We start from the raw sequence: 19674 nt of genomic DNA on the forward strand, positions 1-19674 counted from the left end.
CGCAGGGCATGTGGCCAGTCCTCCAGACAACGGAGGAGACCAGCAGATCACGCCAAGGCACGAGGGCCGCGCCAATGCATTCTGTCGACATCACTCATCCGGCGATAAACAGGTCAACGGCGCTCATCGAGACTTTGACAACGCTGAATCCGGCGCAGCGAAGAAACAGCGCGTGATGCCGCGCCTACGCCGCGCGCAGCTTGAAAATGGCAACCGAATCGTCCAGCTGACGTGCCTGTTCGCGCAACGCTTCGGCGGCTGCCGCTGCTTCCTCGACCAGCGCCGCATTCTGCTGGGTCACGCCATCGATATGCGCGATGGCCGCGCCGATCTGCTCGATGCCATCCTGCTGCTCGCCACTGGCCAGCGCAATCGCCTGCACCACCGCCGCGACCTGGCGCACGCTCGACAGCACCTCCTGCATCGTGCTGCCGGCATGGTCGACCAGGGCGCGGCCGGCCGCCACTTCCTGAATGGACGTGGTGATCAGCGCACGAATCTCCCGGGCCGCCACCCCCGAGCGCTGCGCGAGCGCCCGCACTTCGCTGGCGACGACGGCGAACCCGCGCCCCTGCTCACCGGCACGTGCCGCTTCCACCGCAGCGTTCAGCGCCAGGATATTGGTCTGGAATGCGATGCCGTCGATCACACCGATGATCTCGCCGATCTTCTCGGAAGTGCCATTGATGGCCCCCATCGTGACCACCGCCTGGGCCACGGTCGCGCTGCCCCGCGTCGACACGCTGGTGGCCTGTTCTGCCAGTTGCGCCGCCGTGCCGGCGTTGTCGCTGTTCTGGCGCACAGTGCTGGTCAACTCCACCATCGACGAGGCCGTTTCTTCCAGCGTGCCCGCCTGGGCTTCCGTGCGCGACGACAGGTCCGCATTGCCATGCGCGATTTCGGCGGAGGCCACCGCGATCGCCTGCGTCCCCTGCCGCACCTGCGCGACAATGCGCGACAGGTTTGCGCTCATCTGCGACAGCGCGCGCAGCAGATCACCGATCTCGTCCCGTCGCGTGCTCCGCACGTCCGCACGCAGGTCGCCTCCCGCCACCTCCTGCGCCATGTTGAGCGCCTGGCCCAGCGGCACCGTAATACCGCGGATCAGCGTGGTGACGATGACGGCGCCGATCGCCACCGTGGCGACCAGCAACACCAGCAGGATCGACACCGAACGACCGTAAGCGGCGTCATTTTCGGTCTGTACTGCGGCAACACGGGCCGTCGCGGCCTTCTCGATCAGCGCCACGATAGCGTCGATCCGTTCGGTGGGCGCGCGGTCCATCCCCTTGACGAGCGCGTCGACCCGATGCGCACTGTCGCCGTCGGCCGCGTCATAACTGGCTAACGCGGCCAGGTACTTTCGCTCGAGATCGGCGTGCAAGGATAGTGCCTCGTCGACCTGCTCGACCGGCAAGCGCAGCGCGTCCATGGCCGCCTTCAGCTCCGTCAGCTGGCCGGCCGTCTTGCGCGAGCTGGCGCCAAACGCCGCGGTGTATTTCTGCAACTGCGCCGGATCCTGACCGCGCAGCAGGATGTTCTTCCATTCCTGCACCTGGATCTTGAATTCCACCTGGGCCGAACGCGCCGCATCGACAGCATGCAGCAGCGTGCTGGCTTCCGTCAGGCCGGCCGTGTTCCGCACATTCATGTCGCGCATGGCCTGCCACCCCGTGAGGCCAACCAGCACGACGGTCAGCAAGAAGAATCCGGCAAGCAGCATCAGCCGCACGCCAATTTTAAGATTAGCGAGTTTCATAACATATCCACATTGGCGAGGGCGGCTGCGGGGGCTGGGCAGTGGGAGGCAAACAAAAATCTCTCACATTGTATCGTCCTGGACAGGCTCGACAATAGATTTATTGCCGATGAGAACCAACAAACAACGCACCGCACTTGACCATGGCGTGCCACGTGCCCGGGCCTGGGATTGGCGAACAAACCAGTGCGCGGGATCGCGCTGCGGGCGAGCTATGGGAGCCGACGCTCGCGCACTCCGCTGTGGCCGTGCACGTGGGCTGGGCGCGTCTGGCCGATGGAAATCCGATGGAGGCGTGACTGCCTTGTGTCACCGTCACCTTGGCAACCGGAGTCCATCCTAGGAGACGCTGCCATCGCACCGGAGCGCAAGGAGCGCAGTGCCACATTGGGGGCAATCAGCGTTGCTGGATGGGATCGGCAGACGGGTAAACATCGCGCTTTGCGTCAAGGCGTCCGATTCGACGGAACGGATGGTTCCGCCCGCGCCCACTCATCCATTGCGCGCACACAAATGAATGGCATTTTCGGCAATAGCTTTGCGCTACGATCAATATTAGCGAGCTCTACCGTGACACGATGCCCCCCACTGCGCGAGGCCAAATTCGAACAGCCATCCGTACGGCGCAAGGCAGACGCGAGATCCGCCATCCCTGCACGGATGATGCCTCGGACAGTCCGCAGTGGCGTGGCAATCCGGTTCCACACAGATGTATTTTCTGAGAGCATCGGCTGAGCCAGGGAGGCAGTGTGCCTGAGAGGCGCCGCGCTCCGCTGTACGCGCGGCGCCCCGCAGAGACAGCAATGCAGACCGTCCTCATCGATGCAATATCACCGCACGTCCAGCTTCCTACAAATCAATGAAAAAGGAGACAATGATGACCCCGATGTTATCGATGCGCGCACCCACCGAAAGCGATGGAACCGGCGGCATCGCCGGCAATCCCGAGGCGCTGGGCGCCATGCGTCTGGCGCTGGAGGATGCCATGGCGACCGGCTGCGGCACCGTGCAGGCGTTGTCACCCAATGGATCACCGCTGATCCTGGTTTTCATTCGCGATCGCGACATGGGTGCCCTGCGTTGCGATTCGAACGATGCGACGACCGCATCAGCAGCGGCAAATGATCACGTTGCCGCGCAGGCCCTGCGCAGCTGGATCGCGACGCATCTGCCAGGCGCCAGCCTTGGACCGGCGTACCAGGACGCCCAACTGGTTCCTCGCCGCCCCCTGACCGACTGAGTGCATCGGCCAACGTCCCATCCGCCCATCGCTGGAACGGCGGTAGATCGATCCGGAGTCACACCGCTGTTGCTGCCACTGCAACCACCTCCACCCGAACGTCGTTGCCCCATGACCACCACGACATTGAATGCGAGTCCAACGCCGCGTGCGGCGGCATGTGGCCAGGCCGCCGCGCGACACGGCTGGCGGCCGAGGCAACCGACGCTGCAGACCAGCGCCCTTCTGACTGGCGCAGTCCTCATGGCAGCATCGCGCTTTGCATGCGCTTCGCCGACCATGCTGCACGACTGCATTCGATCCGCGGCCAGCACATTCGGACACCCAGTCCCGCTTGTGCGGGCCGTCGTGGAGCAGGAATCCGGTGGTCGCTGTACGCCGCGCCATGCCACCAACCGTAACGGCACCTATGACATCGGCTGCATGGGCATCAATTCGTCGTGGCTGCCGATGCTGACGCGGCGCTTCGGCATCACTGAACGCCATCTGCTCGATCCCTGCACCAACATCCACGTGGGAGCATGGATCCTGGCGCACAACATCGCCCTCCACGGCAACACCTGGCAGGCTGTCGGTGCGTACAACGCCACCACAGAAGCAAAGCGCGTCCGCTACGCCCACCGCATCGCAACCCGGATGGCCACCGTCCCGGCAAGCACCCATCAAGGGGCCAGGTAGCACCTTCGGGGATGCACATTGCACATTGCCGACGCGCTCTACGCGGACGACATCGCAAGCGCGGAGAAGGTTCCCTGTGCACGCCAGGACCCGCCTCGCCCGGTACGGAAAACACCGTTGTGATCACTGCTCCGTCTGCACCCGCACAATTCCCTCCCGTCTCACCTGAGACAAAACCTTATCGCCGTCTTATCTGCACAGGACGTTGATTCAGCTCAGCCCGACAGGTCGCGTGCGCTGCGCCCCGACAAACAGGCTCAGTCCGCTACTGAATAACATCGATTCCACCAGATCGATCACTTTTTCAGTGGGGCGGCCATGCAAGCCACGAGCACCATACCGACCGACACAACGCATCAGGAATGCCGACCAGGGCAGCCGCATGTTCCCGTGCCTTCGCCGAAGTGTCACGGCAGGTGGCCGCGTTCGACCATGCCGGGACACGTCGATCAGGTGTCCCCGAACTGCGCTGCGCGCATCGCACGCGCTGCGCTCACCGCACTGCTGGCATGTGCCCTCGCCGGCTGCGGCGCGTCACCGGCGGCGACCGTGCCCGCGTCAATGTCAGCCCGTGGGCCAGTGCAAGCGGCAGCGCCGACGCGTCTCGCCTTTGCCCAGCTGCGCCATGGTCCGCATGGACGCTATCTCGCCTGTGACGATACAACCTGCCCTCGCGCCACGCCGAAGAGTCCGATCACCTCCGCCGATGTCCTGTCCGTGACGCAGATGCCTGGCACATCATCCACAGCGCAGCGATCGAACGCTGTGACGCCGCCGTTCCAGATCGACATCGCGTTCCCCTTCAATGCGATCCACCTGACCCACGCGGGTCGTAGCGCGCTGAAAGCTGCCGTGCTGCGTCATCCGCATGCCGCCATCGTCATCACCGCCCGCGCCGACAAGCGCGGCACACCGGCAGCACGCCAACGCGTGGCAGCGGCGCGTGCGCGTGCCATCGGGCAGGCCGTGCGCCACACGTTGCCCGCCGCGCGCATCACGACCGAGTACGACATCGCCGCGACGTCGCCGCAAGCCAGCACGGACCGGGCGCGCCAGCGTCGCGCGACGGTTCGCTTCACCGCTTCACCCACCCGCCCATGAAAGGAGCACATCATGCATGCCGTCGCCCTGCCACATCTGGCACTCCCCAGGATCACGATCACCCGCCGCGTCCTGTACCTGCTGCTGTTTGCCGCCATCCTGTGCTGCCTGCTCATGTCGAGCGCGGACGCCGGCACCACCGGCGAGGAATTCCGCGAGCTGTACGACAAGTTCATGGGCTGGTCCAAGGGCTACCTGGGCAAGACCATCGCCGCGTTTGCCTTCCTGCTGGGGATCGGGGTCTCTGCCGGTCGGCAGAACATGATGCCGGCCATCTATGGCCTGATCCTCGCCCTGATCATCGGCTTCGGTCCCGAGCTGCAGGAATCGGTGCTGTCGGCCCAGGTATGAGCAGCCATGGACTACGCCATCCCCCAGCTGCACGATGGTCCACCGAAGCTGTTGTGGTGGGACTTCGACCAGGGCCTGGTGTTCATGGTGGCGATCCTGTTCGGCATCCTGTCCGACCTGATGCTGTTCGGGGTCGCCGTCGGTGTGATCGCGGCGCGCTGGTACGGCCGCCACAAGTCGCGCAAGCACCGCATGTACATCGCGCACCTGATGTACTGGTTCCTGCCCGGCGACTGGCTGCTGCCCTGCCCGCAGCTGCCACCGTCCTCCGTCCGCCAGTTCATCGGGTGAGCCATGGATGGCGATGAATTCATCAACGCGCTGGACAAGGCCCGTTCCGGCATCCGCAAGCTGCAGGTGGCGCTGGGCGGCTGCATCGTCCTCGCCATCGTGCAGGCCTGCAGCATCGCCCGCCAGGCCGGCAACGAGCGTCAGTATTTCCTGCCGCCCGAGATCAGCCGGCCGTTCTGGCTGGCCGGTGCCGAGGCGTCGCCGGAGTATTTCGAGGACCTGGGCCAGTTCATCAACGGGCTGCCGCTGAACGTCACGCCCGACACGGTCGATGCCGCGTGCCGGCAGTACCTGAAGTACGTCGTGGCGCGTGACCGTGCCCGCTACAAGGGCCAGTGCGATGTCGAAACGGCCCGCATCAAGCGCGATGGCGTGGCGCAGACCTTCTCGGTGCGCGAGATGCACACCGATGCCCACCGCCGCCGCGTCGTCCTCGACGGCGTGCTGACCACGCTGGTGAACGACAAGCCGTTTCGCGCACCACAGACATACCTCATCGAATTCGAGTACAGCGACGGCCGCTTCTACGTCAGCAAACACGACAAGGTGACTCCCCATGACCCACACACTTTCAAACCCTGACAGCATTCGCGTGACAGTCCGACGTCTCAGCGCAGCGGCGCTCTGCGCGTCCCTGTTCGTCGCCATCCCGGGCACATGCGCCCAGATCATCGACGCACGCGACGCGGGCGTCGTCTACGCCAAGGTCAGCAAGCGTGAACTGACTCGCATCGCCCTCGATCGCGGCCGCATCGCCGTGCTGCGTGCGAAGGATGGTGAGCTGCACGTCGATGCCGACGAGGACACCGGCCAGTTGTTCGTATCGCTGCCCGAAGGCGCCGACAAGCCCATCAACGCGTTCCTGACGACGACGGACGGTGCCACCGTCACCCTGCTGCTGCAGCCGGCCGACATCCCTGCCGATTCGATCATCCTGCGCACCGCGTCCACCGCCGTTGCGCAACGCACGGCACCGCACGCCGACACGCACGTGCGCGCCCAGCGCCGACTGCTGGCCGCCCTGGCCGGCGACGAGGTGCCGCCCGATGCCGACCTGCGCGAAGTATCGACGCCGCGCCTGCTGTGGCGCGAAGCGGCCATGACGCTGCAGCGCCAACTGCTCACGCGCGACCTGGTGGCCGAACGCTATCTCGTCACGAACCGCAGTCCGGACCCCATGGTCCTGGAAGAACGCGAGCTCTACCACCCCGGCGTCAACGCGATCGCCATCGACCTGCACTCGCTCGCACCCGGCGAAGGCACGGCCGTGTATGTGGTGCGCGAAAGGCATGGCGATGACTGAGCTCACCAGCACCGAGCGCGCCCGCCGGCGCCAGATCCTCACCGCCATCGGAATCGCGGCCGGCATCTTCGGGGTCGCCTCCGTCGGCGTCCTGCTGTCGGGCGGCGACGAACCCGCTCAGCCCACCAAGACCGACCTGCGCACGCGCTCCTATATCGCCCCAGGCGAACAGGTCGCGCCGGCCGATGCCTGGCGCGGCGTCTCCGACAGCCGCCTGGCCAACCTGGAAGGCAAGCTGTCCGCACTGGAAACCGAACAGCGCGATGCCAAACGCAAGCTGGACCCGTCAGGGATTGCGCCGCCGCCGACGCAACGTCTCACCGAGAGCGACCTCGACGAACGGCTGCGCGCCTACGAACGGAGCGTCGCCAACCAGTACCCGCCGGGCCGCCCTTCCGATCCCGTCATCGCGCTGCCCCAGGCCCCGGCAGAGGCGCAGGGAACGCGGCAGGCCGCGACACCAATCGGTACCACGCAGCCGACCGCGCCGGCTGCCCCAGCGCCCGTGCGGACGTCCATCATGACCGTGCGGCTGCGTGCTGCCGAAACGCCCGCGCCGACCGCCGGCGTAGGGATCAGTCCCGCCACGCGCTCTAACTCGACGCCGCAGTCGCCGGAACGCACGACCGCCACGTATCTCCCGGCGGGGATGTTCGGCCAGGCGTCGCTGCTGTCCGGTCTCGACGCCCCTACCGGCGGACAGGCGCAGTCGAATCCCCATCCCGTGCTGCTGCGCCTGAACGACTTGGCCGTGCTGCCGAACCGCTACCGCCACAACTGGACATACTGCCACCTCCTGGGCGCGGGATACGGCGACCTGTCCAGCGAGCGGGCCTATATCCGCACCGAGACGCTGTCGTGCGTCGGTGCCGACGGCCGTGTCCTCGACGTGCCCGTCAAGGGGTTCATCGTCGGCGAGGACGGCAAGGCGGGCATGCGTGGACGCCTGGTCAGCAAGCAGGGACAAGTGCTGGGCAATGCCCTGCTGGCCGGCGTCGTCGGCGGCATCGGCACGGGCCTGGAACGCTCGGCGAGCGTGCAGTCCGTGTCGCCACTGGGATCAACGAGCTCCGTCAAGCCCGGCCAGGCCCTCCAGGCGGGCATCGGCACCGGCGTGGGCCGCTCGCTCGACCGCCTGGCCGACTACTACATCACGCTCGCCGAAAAAATGTTTCCGGTCATCGAAATCGACGCCGACCGGGTGGTCGACGTCATTCTGTCCGAAGGAGTCTACGCCGATGTCCAGCCCGATCATTAAGGCGTGCGGCCTGCAGCTGGTCACCGCACTGGCCTGCACGCCCGCCTATTCCGCCCAGCCGGCCCACGATGACGTGGCTTTGCGGGCCCGTCTCACCGCGCGCTACCCCGGCACCCTGTTCGGCGACATCCGCGCCACGCCGCTGCCCGGCATCTGGCTCGTCCAGCTGGGCGCCCAGTCGGCCTACGTCGCCGCCGACGGACGTCACTTCCTGTTCGGCCACCTGGTCGACATGGACACGCAGACCGATCTCAGTGCGGCGCCGCCGCCCGTATCACCCGTGCCGCCGACTGCAGACGGTCCGGACTTCGCCGTCCTGCCGCTGGCCGACGCCATCAGGACCGTGCGCGGCAACGGCAGCCGTCAAGTGGCCGTGTTCGCGGATCCCGACTGCCCGTATTGCCGGCATCTGGAACAGGCGCTCGATCGTGTGCCGGACGTCACCGTGTACACCTTCCTCCTGCCGCTGGCGTCCCTGCATCCGACGGCACCGGCACGAGCCCAGTCCATCTGGTGCGCCCCGGACCGAAGCGCCGCGTGGCGTGATGCGGTGCACGGCCAGGCCCTCGCGCCCGCAACGTGTGCCAACCCACTGGCGCGGATCGCCGCCTTCGCCGCGGCGCATGGCATCGACGGCACGCCGTACCTCGTTTTCGCGAACGGCCAGCGCGCCATCGGTGCGCTCGACAGCGCCGCCATCGAACGCCACCTGCAACCGGTCTCGGAGTAGCCATGCGCACACCGTCCGCTTCCATCGTGCTTGCCGCTGCTATCGCATCGCTCGCCGGCTGCCAGGCGATCAGCGGGCTGCAGGGATCCACGCCGCGCTTCGCCTGTAAGGCGCCCGACGGCGTCACGTGCACCTCCGTGTCCGGGGTCTACGCCAATCTGGAACAGCGCGCCCGCCCGCCAGCACAGCCGTCCCTTCCGACAGCGGCGGCACCAAACGGTCACACGCTCCTGCCGCTGGCGCCAGCGCGCGCCGGCCAGCCGCTGCGCAGCGAGCCACGCGTGCTGCGCATCTGGATCGCTCCGTGGATCGATGACGAGGGCACCCTGCACGACCAGTCCTACCTGTACACGCAGATCGACGCCGGGCGCTGGCTGATCGGCGAAGTACGCAAGGAAGCTGCCGCACCCGCTCTGCGGCGTGCCGATCCTGTCGCGGCGCCGGGTTCGGCTCCGGGCGCTGCCCCGGTCCCTGACACCGCGCACGCCGCAGCCGCGACAGCCAACTCTGGCCAGCGCCTCATGGACGTGCGTGGCAATGCCACGGCGCAGGCCGCGGCGCGTGCCACCGCCACCACTCAACCGAACAAGGAGCCACGATGAACGCCCTCCACGACCTGGTGGCCCGCGCCACAGGCCACCTGCGCGGCCCGCGGCCAGGCAACGACCATGCCCTGGTGCGCCATGCGCTGCGCACGCTCACGCGACCGGACCGCTTCTCGGCGCTGCTGCCGCACAACGCCTATCTGCCGGACAACGGCCTGTTCGTCCTCGACAGCGGCGCACGCCACCGTGACACCCCGCCGCAGGCGCTGGGCTTCGTCATCGAAATGCCGCCGCAGACGGGGGCCACCGAGGAGATGATCAAGATCCTGGTGCCGCTGTTCGGTGATGCGCCCGTGGGCGCACGCCTGCAGGTCTCCCTGTACGCCAGCAGCGACATCCGCCCGCGCATCCAGCACGCGAGCCTGATCCGCGGCGTGGCATACGACACCCTCGCGGGCGCCGAGCGCCGCAGCAGCAATGTCTACCGCGTCCTGATGCGCCGGCGCGCCAGCCATTACCTGGCACACACGCGCGTCCGGCCGGTGCCCCACATGCCGTGCCTGATCCGCGACTTCCGGCTGGTGCTCGCCGTGCAGCTGGCCGGCAGTCCGCAGGATTCAACGCTGGTCGATGCGCTCGTCAAGCTGCGCGAGGCCATGCACGCCACGCTGAAGGCAGCCGGATTCGCCGGCTGGAACTGGGGCCCGGCCGACCTGATCGGCTGGTGCCGCGCCCTGCTCAATCCCGACAAGCAGCTGGCCACCCCCTGGGCGATACCGGCGGCCTACGATCCGGGCAGGCTGCTGCGCCACCAGATGGTCGACATCGACACCCTGTGTGCCCCGAGCGACGACGGCAAATCGCTGCGCTACGGCCAGAGCGGCGCGGCAGCGGCGCTGCACAGCCGCCTGTACATCGTGAACCGCTACCCGGCCGAATTTCCCCTCTGGGGCATGGGCAACCTGATCGGCGACTTCTACCAGCAGCAGCTCGGCTACGCCTGTCCGTTCGTCCTGACGATGGGCGTGCACATCCTCGACAGCAGCAAGCGGCGCGATGGGGCCACGCTGCGCGGCGCGCGGGCGACCACCAATGCGTCGTCGCAGATGGCGCGCTTCATGCCGCAAATGCAGGGCGTCAAGGCCGATTGGGACACGGTGAACCGCTCCTATGCCGACGGCCTGGGGGAGATCGAGATGTACCACCAGCTGCTGCTGATGGCGCCCGCCGTGGAGATCGAGACGGCCGAGATGGCCGCCACGGCTTTGTGGAACTCGCGCGGCTTCAGCCTGGTGAGCCAGCAGTACATGCAGGTGCCGGCCCTGCTCACTTCCATCCCGCTCGGTTTCACGGGCGCGCTGTCCGGCTTCTACCGTCGCACGGGTCTGGTCACCAGGAAGGTCACGCGCAATGCCGTCAACCTGGCACCGGCACTGGCCGAATGGAAAGGCACCGACACGCCGGTGATCCAGCTGGTCGGGCGGCGCGGCCAGCTGATGGGCCTCGACCTGTTCGACAACACGGGCGGCAACTACAATTTTGCCGTCGCCGCGTCGTCCGGCTCCGGCAAGTCCGCCCTGGCCAACGAGATCACCACCGGCTACCTGGGCATTGGCGGCCAGGTGAAGCTGATCGACATCGGCCGCAGCTACGAGAAGATCTGCAGCCACTTCGGCGGCCAGTTCATCGAATTCACGCTGCACCCGCGCGAGCGCTTCTCGATGAATCCGTTCGACCAGATCGTCGACATCGGCGAGGACATGGAAATGCTCAAGCCCCTGGTCGCCCAGATGGCGTCGCCGTCCGGCACGCTGACCGACCATGACCGCTCGCTGCTGGAAATTGCCATCCTGGCGGCCTGGCGCAAGGAAGCGAACGGCATGACGGTCGACGACATCGTCATGTCATTGCGCGGCCACCGCGACCGCGATGCGCGCCGCCTGGCCGACCAGCTGTTCCCGTACTCGCGCGACGGCATGTACGCGCGCTACTTCGAGGGCCCCTGCACCATCGATTTTGCCAACGACCTGGTGGTGCTTGAACTGGAAGAGCTCAACACCAAGAAGGACCTGCAAAGCGTCGCGCTGTTCATCATGATGTTCCGCATCACGCAGGACATGTACCGCCAGCGCCGCGACCGCAGGAAGCTGTGCGCGACCGACGAGGCATGGGACCTGATGGCCGGCGCCAACTCGGGGCGCTTCATCGAGGAAGGTTACCGGCGTGCCCGCAAGTACGGCGGCGCCTTCGGCACGCTGACCCAGTCCGTCGAGGACTACTACCACAGCCCCGCCGCCCAGGCGGCCCTGCAGAACGCGGACTGGCTGTTCCTGCTGCGCCAGAAGGAGGAATCCATCGAGAAGCTGGCCACCAGCGGGCGCCTGAAGGTGGACGATGCCACCAAGCGCATCCTGATGTCCCTGAAGACCGAACAGGGTCTGTACGCCGACATCTTCGTCAGCTCCCCCATGGGGCGCGGTGTCGGACGCCTGCTGCTCGATCCGTTCTCGCTGCTGGCCTACAGCACGGCGCCGCAGGACTGGCGCGCCGTCGAACATTATCGCGAGCGGGGCATGCCGGTGGCTGCGGCCATCGAAGCGGTGCTGCGTGACCGCGCTGTCGACGCCGGAGCCTCGGCATGAAGCCCTTCCAGAACGCCAACCGCGCCGCAGTCGCGGCACTGCTGGTCGGCGCAGCGCTGACCGTGGTCATCCTGATCGTCGAACTGGCGCATGTACCGCCGAAGCCACCGCGGATCGCCCAGGTCGACCTGACGCGCATCCTGCGGGAATACCAGCACGATACGGCGGCCATGCTGGCGCGCCTGCCGAACGATGGCGACACGACGGCCCGTGCTCTGGCACGCACGGCGGCATTCGGTCAGCGGCTGGACGAGGCGGCGCGGCGCCTCAGCACCCAGTGCGGCTGCGTGCTGCTGATGCGCGAAGCGGTGGTTGCCGGCCAGATGCCCGACCTGACGCCCCGCCTGATCGAGCTGATGTCGCAACAGTGAGGTGGTCATGGCATCCCAATTCCTCTCCCGGCTGGCCTTCGTCGCGCGTGGCCTGCTGCGGCACCTCGTCCGCCAGTGGTCCGGCTATCTGGTGGTCGGCGCACTGGCGGTCTGGAGCTACCTGCACTACCGCATCGGTGTCAACGTGTCAGGCAGCCTGCCCGGCCACGTCTACCTGATCGAACTGGACATGCCGCCCACCCGGGTTGGCCAGCTGGTGGCCTTTACCTGGCAGCGCAACGCCTTCTACCGGCCCGAGCGACTGTTCATCAAGCAGGTGCGTGGTGTCCCGGGCCAGTGCGTCACCCGCGTGGGGCGCCAGGTGTTCGTGGATGGGCGCCCGCAAGGCACCGCCAAACCCGCCAGCCGCCAGGGCATCCCGCTGGAACCGATCGCGCCGGGCATCATCCCCTGCGGCTACCTGTACGTCGGTGCGCCCCATCCGGACAGCCTCGACAGCCGTTACCGCATCACCGGACTGGTCGGCCCGGAACGCATCGTGGGGAGGGCCTATGAACTGTTCTGACCGACTGGGCCTGGCGGCACTCGCCGTGCTCACTGGCGCTGCGTTTGTCGCGCCCACTGTGCCCGCCGTGGCCGTCGCCCGGACCGTCGCCCCGCCCGCCGCCGCGCTGACGATGGCGGCGCCACTGGTCATCGGGCCCGTGTATCCGATCGGCGAGGAAGACATGCTGGCCTGGATCGACCAGCGCCTCGCACAAAAACAGGCCGACGGCAGCATTGCCATCGCGATGCGCAGCGCCAGGGAGCGTGCGCACAAGGCCCTACGCCATCCCGACCCTGTGACGGACATCGCCAAGGCAACGTCCAGCCGCACCCGCCATGTCGACCCGTCGGTGACGGCGCAGACGGACCACGTCGACGTGTCCGGCCGCGTACTGGTGGCCAGGGGCAGCCGCATCAATCCGCTCGACACCGTGCGGCTGGCGCGTCCGCTGATTTTCCTCGACGCGCGCGACCCGGACCAGGTGGCGTTCGCGCGCAAGTTCATTGACGGTCGCGACGGCGCGCCCCGTCCCGTGCTCGTCGCCGGCAGTCCGTTCGAGCTGATGGAACGCTGGCAGGTCCCCGTGTACTTCGACCAGAACGGCACCCTCGTGCAACGGCTTGGCATCCGCCAGGTCCCCGCCATCGTCGCCCAGGATGGGCCAAGGCTGAGAATCGATGAAATCGCTCTATAGGTGCCTCGCCGCCACGCTGTGCCTCGCCCTGCCGACGCTCGCCCTCGCGCAAGCTCCCACCCAGCCCTGCCCTGGCCGCACCATGAATCCCGTCACGGACATCTGCTGGTCGTGCATCTTTCCCCTGTCCATCGGCAGCAGCACGGTCGCGAAGATGGGCCAGGAAGACATCGAGAACACGGGCTCGCCCATCTGCCTGTGCGGGCCGCCCCCGCCGTGGGGCAAGCTGGGCATCAGCATCGGGTTCTGGGAGCCGGCCCGGCAGGTCGATGTCGTGCGCACGCCATGGTGCTTCCCGTCGCTGGGCGGCATGACGATGAACGGTGCCAGCGCCCCCGTGGCCGCCGTCGGTGCGGGCCTGAAGGGCCGTCGCGCATCGAATAATTCGTTCTACCAGGCGCACTGGTACATCAACCCCGTGCTGTATTGGCTGGAAGTGCTGTCGGAAACCAGCTGCCTGGAACAGCGCGGCTTCGATCTGGCCTATGTCACGGAACTGGACGCGGCGTGGAACGACGACGAACTGTCCGCCATCCTGTCGCCGGAAGCCATCCTGTTCGCCTCGCCGGCCGCCCAGGCCGCCTGTGCAGGCGACTGCGCGGCCGCCACGACCGGGTTCCCGATCGCCGCGATGCAGTGGTGCGCCGGCTGCCAGGGCGGCATGTACCCGCTGAACGGCCACGTGCAGGCCCACGTCAGCGGCGTGCAGGCGTCCTCCCTCATCCTGCAACGCTTCGCCATGAAGCTGCACCGGGAATTCCTGGCCTTCGCCGGCAACGGCATCCCCGGCTGGTGCGGCATGTACCCGATGCCGATCCTCGACCGGCGCATCTACAAGTACTCGATGCTGTATCCATCCACCCAGGGCCGCGGCGCCGACGGCCGCTGCTGCCAGCCGCTGGGCCGCACCACGGCGCTGTGGAGCGCGGGCAAGGAGTACCCCATCGACGGCGAGGATTTTGTCTACATGCTGTACCGCAAGCGCAACTGCTGCGAACGCCTGGTGGGAGCCCAACGATGAACACGCAGACACCCCCGCTGCATCCGCAACGGTCTCCGCGGCTGTCGCCGCAACGGTCCCCGCTGCCCTGCAACCGTGGCCGCGTCCGGGTGCGGGCCCACGGCCTGCTCCTGGCGCTGGCCATCGGTGCCAATGGGGCCAGCGCATCGGCGCAGACGACGTCCGTGCCAGGCATTCCTGCGAACGACGCCGCCATTGCAGCTGCCTCGCGGGCCAGCACGGCAGAGATCCTGGACCGGGCCGGGCGCATGGCAAGTACCGCTGACCGCGATCCGGCAGCGCTGGCGCAACGCTACGCGGAACAGGCAGGTGCCCAGGCACCCGCGGCACCGCAACGACTCTACGTGTTCGTCTCGCTGTCGATGCCGACAGCCTCGCTGGTTAAACTGGCCGCTCAGGCCGCCCGTCTCGACGTGCCGCTGGTCCTGCGGGGCCTGGTCGACCACTCGCTGGCCAGGACGGCCAGCCGGCTCGCCGACATCATCCAGGCCGCGCCCGGGTCGCGCTTCGAGATCGACCCGCGGGCGTTCCGCCAGCTCGCGATCACCCAGGTCCCCGCCTTCGCGCTCGCCGCCAGCACGCCGCCCTGTGGCGGCACGTGCACGCAACGCCCCGAGCACCGGATCGTGATGGGTGACGTCACGCTGGACTACGCACTGGAGCGGATGGCGCGTGGCGACGATGTGCCCGCGCAGTCCGCGAAGGCCCTGCTCGGGCGCCTGAAGGAGCAGCCATGATCGCACCGGACAAGGTGACATTTCTGGCCGCGCTGTTGTGCACGATGGTCGCGGGCGACTCGGTCGCACAGCAGTCGACGCGTGACGCCTATGTCGATGGCAAGGCCTACCGCCCTGCCAATGCGGCCATTGCCGCCGGCATCGACACGCGCAGCGCCGCGCAGGTTCCCGGCCGCGATGCGGGCGACGAGCAGACACTGGGCGGCCTGTTCGGTACGCCCCTGGGCGACGCCGCCGCCGCCAAGGCAATCCAGTGCGCCCGTGCGGTACGGAGCGCAACGGGCGACACACGTACCGACGACGCCCGCGAATGCGCCGCCATCAACTATCTGCGCCGCAACCCCGACGAGCGGCCCCGGACAAGCATCGATCCGCACGAACCCGCCGTGACACGTGCCGACGTCGTGCGGCAAGCCCCCCGGGCCTTCACCGCCGACGCGCCGGGCCTGAGTGGCAGCTACACCGCGTGCGTCGATCGCACGACGACCACCCCGATCCGCCAGAGCGTCGAACGGTGCGAGATCGGCCACGCCGTCACCGAAGGCCGCTGCCAGCGTCGGCTGGTCGTCACGTATGCATGGGCCACGTTCGCCCGTCAACCCGGCGCGGAACCGCGCTACGCGCGCTGTGCATCGGGCACGGTCCGCGGCGACCAGCTGCCGCTGCCCCCGAGCACCAGCTACCGCGTCGCGACGGCCACCTGCGCCGAACGGGGGCATGGGGAGGGCAGCGAGACGCTCGTCTTCCACAAGGATTGCCCGGGCGCCGAGACCCTGCATGGATTCGACGCCAGCGCGTGCACCCGCCCGCCATCGCCCGCCATCGTGGATCCGCCCAGGACCGAGCAGTCCTGCACGACGATGCCACGGACGGCGACCAACTGTTTCCAAGGCGATGGCGTTTACACAGGGCTGGCCGAGGTGCCGGTATTCGAGGACCGCTGGGACGACACGGACTGCGCCGCAATCGATGGCGACCTGGGTCCCATCACGCACTAAGCCCCGCATCACGAGGAGACCACCATGCGTATCCGCCCGCTCCTGCTCATGCCACTCCTTCTGCTGGTCATCGGCTTGCGCCAGCATGCCCACGCCGCCGGGCGCGTCTGTGCGCCGGTGGCGACGACGTGCAACGACGGACCGCGCACGGCCACCATCGATGGCATGGCGATCAGCCGGCCGTGCTGGCAGCGCACCACCGAATACGGCTGTATCGAACCCGCCATCACGGACGGTTGCGGCGTGTTGCGCGCGCAGGGCTGCCGCGAAGGCGCCGTGCACTGCAGCCAGTCGGCGACCGTCGGCGGCCAGCCGGTCTGCCTGACCGAGCAGCATGAGTACGCCTGCCAGGCCGGCGGCGGACAGGCAAGCACGGTGTCCGACTGCAGCGGCCAGCAGTACTGCATCGACGGCAACTGCTTCGACACGGGCACGCCACCCGACGGCGATTTCCGGCAGGCGGTGGCCATGATGGAAGCGGGCCGCGAAGCCGGCGTCTACCTGGATCAGGACTCCCTGCGGCTGTTTCGCGGCGAGGAGCGCCGCTGCAGCAAGACGGTGCTGCAGAACTGCTGCAAAGGCTCGTTCCGCGACATGCCCGACCTGAACAACCGCGCCGTCGAAGGGGGCAGCGACCACGCCTACGATGTGCTGTCCGGTCCCGGCATGCCTTCTTCCCTCTCCTCGGCCACGAACCCCGACCGCTATCTGGAACACACCACCCGCGACGTCATGAGCGACATGGCGGGCTGTAGCGACGAGGAAGCCCGCACGGCGATCCGCCGGCGCAAGGCACTGTGTCACTACGTCGGCGACTACTGCTCGCGCAAGATCCGCCTGGGATTCGCCAGCCTGTGTGTGGAACGCAAGGAAACGCACTGCTGCTTCAACAGCAAGATCGCCCGCCTGATCGCGGAGGCCGCCCGCAGCCAGCTGTCCGGCACGTCGTGGGGCAGCGCAGAGCGCCCGCACTGCGGCGGCATCACGCCAGAACAGTTCCAGACCCTGGACCTGTCGCGCGTGGACTTCAGCGAGGTCTACGACGACATCAAGCCGCAGCTGCCAGCCCGCCATCCCGCCGCGACCCCGCAATCCTATTTCGGTCGATGACCGATGGTGACATCAAGCCGCGGCACGTGGCGTGCACCGGCAACCGGGCCCACACGCGAACACGCACTACCCCCGCACTACCCCCGCACTACCCCCTCACTACCCCATCAGAGAGGCCATCATGCCCACCAAGCCATCCAGTCCTTTTCTCGTATTCTGGATCACGCTGGGACTGCTGCCGGGATGGGCAGGCGCCCAGGATAGCCCCGGCTACTGGAGCCAGTCGACCTGGCAGGACCCCGAACGCGGCTTCCTTTGGTACGCGCCGCCCAAGGCTGCCGCGTCGCCGGCACCGGCGCCCAAACCCCTTGCCGCCATGACGAACCGCGAGCTCGGCGCCGAGATCGAGAGAATGCTGTCCGTGGCCGTCGAGACCCAGAGCGTGGATGCCGTACGCGACTACCTGCAGGTCCAGCAGTTCGCGATGGACCGGGCCAGCCGCTTCTCCGACGTGTTCCGGCGCACCGTGTGGTCCCATCCCGATCTCGACTACAGCCTGCGCGGCCGGCCCACCAATGCGATGGCGCTCACTGCCTACGATGCGGAGCGCACGCAGCGGCGCCAGACGGCATCCGCGCAGCTCGCTGCCAGCCATGGCCTGTTCTTCTTCTTCCGGTCGGACTGCCCGTACTGTCACCAGCTGGCACCGATCCTAAAGCTGTATGAACGAACCTATGGCGTGGAGGTCTTCGCCGTTTCCCTCGACGGCGGCACCCTGCCGGACTTCCCGCACGCACGGGCCGATAACGGCATGGCGACCAGGCTGGCCATCGGTGCGGTGCCCGCCATCTACCTCGCCGATAAGCGCAGCGGCCAGCTGCAGCCCCTCGGCTTCGGCGTGCTGTCGCTCGAAGAGATCGTCAACCGGGTGCACGTTCTCACCCAAACCGTTCCTGGCCAGGAGTACTGACATGACCTATCCCCGTGCTGTTCGCAAACCTGGTCTGAAGCTCGGCCGCATCTTCCATCTCCTCCTTGCCGTACTGGCGACCAATCCGGTCGCCGCCGGCGATGGCGGCATGCAGCGCCTGTTCGACGACGTCGGCATGTATGGCAACGTCACCGGACCCGGCGCATACGATGCCCAGGGGGTGAACGTCCTCAGCGGCGGCAGCCTGTTCATGCGCGTGCCGCAACGCACGACACCCCTGGTCCAGGCCCAGTTGCCCAGCCTGCGCATGGGCTGCGGCGGTATCGACCTGTACGCCGGCTCGTTCTCGTTCATCTCGAAGGACATGCTGGTCAGCTTGATGAAGAACATCGGCTCGAGTGCGGTGGCCTATGCGTTCAAGCTGGCGCTGGACTCCATCAGCCCGCAGATCAACAAGACGCTGACGGAGCTGCAGCAGGTGGCCCAGGACCTGAATGCCACCAACATCAACTCCTGCGAGGCCGGCGAAGCGCTGGCGCGCGGCACCACCGGCGACTGGCAGCGCACGGCCCAGTATTTCGCCAAGGTGGCCGGCCCGATCACGGGCCGCTTCACCGACCACAGCGAAGCGCGCGCGCAGACGCAGGCCGACAACGCCAGGGTGAACGAGACCGTGCAATCGCTGACGGACCCGGTCCAGAAAGCCTTTGCACAACCGGGCAATATCGGCTGGCGCGCGTTGTCCGGCCTACCCGGCCTCGATGCCGAGGACCGCACGATCCTGATGGCCATCTCTGGCACCGTGGTCATTCCCCCGAATGCGGCCGACCAGGCGCCCCTGTATCATCCGCCCAGGGCCATCACGGTGGCGCAGTTCATTCGCGGCAACGAGGACGGCAAGCTGCCCGTCTTCGCCTGCCGCGACGGCACCGGCCCGGACGAATGCCTCGACCTGGGCGACGCCGAACTGGCCGTCACGCCGTTCGCGCGCAAGGTCGAGGCGACGCTGCTTGCCATCGCAGGTAAATTCCGTGCCAATGCCCGGTTGTCCGACGAGGAAATCGCGTTCATCAACGTCACGGCGCTGCCGGTGTACAAGGCGCTGGCCGTCTCCACCGCCATGCCGACGGTCGGCCTCGACAACGTCTGGATCGGCAAGTACGCCGACCTGATCGCCGCGGAATATGCCTACCAATACATCGTGCAGGCGACGTACACCCTGCGCCAGGCGTATGCCCAGGCGACGGCTGCTGTCCCCGCGGTGGCGCAGGACGATCTGCGTCGCATGATCGCGACCGTCGATCGGGTCAAGGCCGACGCGCGGGAGGAGCTGCGCACCGCGTACGCCAAGGCCGAATCGGTGAACCACATCGCCGACGAGATCCTGTACATGGAACGCACGCTGATGGCGAACCTGCCTGCCAACCTGGCCGGCAACCTGCGCTTCGCGGCGGGAGGCCGCTAGC

At 67.5% G+C, this 19674-nt stretch carries 21 protein-coding genes; 20 read left to right on the top strand and 1 reads right to left on the bottom strand.

Annotated features, from left to right (window positions below):
* Window positions 1-184 precede the first annotated feature (184 nt).
* Window positions 185-1759 (bottom strand): methyl-accepting chemotaxis protein, encoded by a 1575-nt coding sequence (locus IP91_RS01750; protein WP_145647047.1) that lies wholly within the window; start codon window positions 1757-1759, stop codon window positions 185-187.
* An 874-nt stretch (window positions 1760-2633) separates the two neighbouring features.
* Here IP91_RS01750 and IP91_RS01755 point away from each other — a divergent pair.
* From IP91_RS01755 to IP91_RS01850, 20 genes are all read left to right on the top strand, one after another.
* On the top strand, window positions 2634-2999 hold the full coding sequence (locus IP91_RS01755) for a hypothetical protein (RefSeq protein WP_145647048.1): 366 nt from the start codon (window positions 2634-2636) through the stop codon (window positions 2997-2999).
* Between the two features lie 243 nt (window positions 3000-3242).
* Window positions 3243-3677, top strand: a complete 435-nt coding sequence (locus tag IP91_RS01760) for a lytic transglycosylase domain-containing protein (protein WP_145647049.1) — start codon at window positions 3243-3245, stop codon at window positions 3675-3677.
* A 765-nt stretch (window positions 3678-4442) separates the two neighbouring features.
* Window positions 4443-4778 carry an OmpA family protein gene (locus IP91_RS25920; protein ID WP_158643057.1) on the top strand — a complete coding sequence of 112 codons (336 nt, stop codon included), beginning with the start codon at window positions 4443-4445 and terminating at the stop codon, window positions 4776-4778.
* A 12-nt stretch (window positions 4779-4790) separates the two neighbouring features.
* A complete protein-coding gene (gene traA, locus IP91_RS01770; RefSeq protein WP_145647051.1) occupies window positions 4791-5129 on the top strand; it encodes a TraA family conjugative transfer protein in 339 nt (112 codons plus the stop codon).
* A gap of 6 nt (window positions 5130-5135) precedes the next feature.
* The gene (gene traL, locus IP91_RS01775) at window positions 5136-5420 is read left to right on the top strand and encodes a type IV conjugative transfer system protein TraL (RefSeq protein WP_145647052.1); all 285 of its coding nucleotides are present in this window, start codon (window positions 5136-5138) and stop codon (window positions 5418-5420) included.
* Between the two features lie 3 nt (window positions 5421-5423).
* A complete protein-coding gene (locus IP91_RS01780; RefSeq protein WP_145647053.1) occupies window positions 5424-6002 on the top strand; it encodes a TraE/TraK family type IV conjugative transfer system protein in 579 nt (192 codons plus the stop codon).
* A 10-nt stretch (window positions 6003-6012) separates the two neighbouring features.
* The gene (locus IP91_RS01785; RefSeq protein WP_158643058.1) at window positions 6013-6723 is read left to right on the top strand and encodes a type-F conjugative transfer system secretin TraK; all 711 of its coding nucleotides are present in this window, start codon (window positions 6013-6015) and stop codon (window positions 6721-6723) included.
* Complete coding sequence (locus tag IP91_RS01790; protein WP_158643059.1) at window positions 6716-7981, top strand: TraB/TrbI/VirB10 family type IV secretion system protein; 1266 nt, start codon at window positions 6716-6718, stop codon at window positions 7979-7981. Before IP91_RS01785 ends, IP91_RS01790 begins: the two co-directional genes overlap by 8 nt.
* Window positions 7962-8711: a DsbC family protein gene (locus IP91_RS01795; RefSeq protein WP_145647056.1), complete on the top strand. Its 750-nt coding sequence runs from the start codon at window positions 7962-7964 to the stop codon at window positions 8709-8711. Before IP91_RS01790 ends, IP91_RS01795 begins: the two co-directional genes overlap by 20 nt.
* Window positions 8712-8713: 2 nt before the next feature.
* Window positions 8714-9313: a type IV conjugative transfer system lipoprotein TraV gene (gene traV / locus IP91_RS01800; protein ID WP_145647057.1), complete on the top strand. Its 600-nt coding sequence runs from the start codon at window positions 8714-8716 to the stop codon at window positions 9311-9313.
* Window positions 9310-11898 carry a type IV secretion system protein TraC gene (gene traC / locus IP91_RS01805; RefSeq protein WP_145647058.1) on the top strand — a complete coding sequence of 863 codons (2589 nt, stop codon included), beginning with the start codon at window positions 9310-9312 and terminating at the stop codon, window positions 11896-11898. The genes traV and traC overlap by 4 nt, the downstream gene beginning before the upstream one ends.
* The gene (locus IP91_RS01810) at window positions 11895-12269 is read left to right on the top strand and encodes a TrbI F-type domain-containing protein (protein ID WP_145647059.1); all 375 of its coding nucleotides are present in this window, start codon (window positions 11895-11897) and stop codon (window positions 12267-12269) included. The genes traC and IP91_RS01810 overlap by 4 nt, the downstream gene beginning before the upstream one ends.
* Window positions 12270-12276: 7 nt before the next feature.
* A complete protein-coding gene (locus tag IP91_RS01815; RefSeq protein WP_145647060.1) occupies window positions 12277-12795 on the top strand; it encodes a S26 family signal peptidase in 519 nt (172 codons plus the stop codon).
* On the top strand, window positions 12782-13471 hold the full coding sequence (gene traW / locus IP91_RS01820) for a type-F conjugative transfer system protein TraW (RefSeq protein ID WP_145647061.1): 690 nt from the start codon (window positions 12782-12784) through the stop codon (window positions 13469-13471). The genes IP91_RS01815 and traW overlap by 14 nt, the downstream gene beginning before the upstream one ends.
* Window positions 13455-14492 (top strand): conjugal transfer pilus assembly protein TraU, encoded by a 1038-nt coding sequence (gene traU, locus IP91_RS01825; protein WP_145647062.1) that lies wholly within the window; start codon window positions 13455-13457, stop codon window positions 14490-14492. Before traW ends, traU begins: the two co-directional genes overlap by 17 nt.
* Window positions 14489-15229, top strand: a complete 741-nt coding sequence (gene trbC / locus IP91_RS01830) for a type-F conjugative transfer system pilin assembly protein TrbC (protein ID WP_145647063.1) — start codon at window positions 14489-14491, stop codon at window positions 15227-15229. Before traU ends, trbC begins: the two co-directional genes overlap by 4 nt.
* Window positions 15226-16227 carry a hypothetical protein gene (locus tag IP91_RS01835; RefSeq protein ID WP_145647064.1) on the top strand — a complete coding sequence of 334 codons (1002 nt, stop codon included), beginning with the start codon at window positions 15226-15228 and terminating at the stop codon, window positions 16225-16227. The genes trbC and IP91_RS01835 overlap by 4 nt, the downstream gene beginning before the upstream one ends.
* Before the next feature lie 24 nt (window positions 16228-16251).
* Window positions 16252-17337 (top strand): conjugal transfer protein TraN, encoded by a 1086-nt coding sequence (locus IP91_RS01840; protein WP_145647065.1) that lies wholly within the window; start codon window positions 16252-16254, stop codon window positions 17335-17337.
* 121 nt (window positions 17338-17458) lie between these two features.
* Window positions 17459-18247, top strand: coding sequence for a conjugal transfer protein TraF (locus IP91_RS01845; protein ID WP_145647066.1), 789 nt, complete (start codon window positions 17459-17461; stop codon window positions 18245-18247).
* Window position 18248: 1 nt separating this feature from the next.
* Window positions 18249-19673, top strand: a complete 1425-nt coding sequence (locus IP91_RS01850; RefSeq protein WP_145647067.1) for a conjugal transfer protein TraH — start codon at window positions 18249-18251, stop codon at window positions 19671-19673.
* Window position 19674 lies beyond the last annotated feature (1 nt).

Origin of the sequence: Pseudoduganella lurida, from assembly GCF_007830455.1 — a bacterium.
In the GTDB taxonomy this organism is placed as follows: domain Bacteria; phylum Pseudomonadota; class Gammaproteobacteria; order Burkholderiales; family Burkholderiaceae_D; genus Rugamonas; species Rugamonas lurida.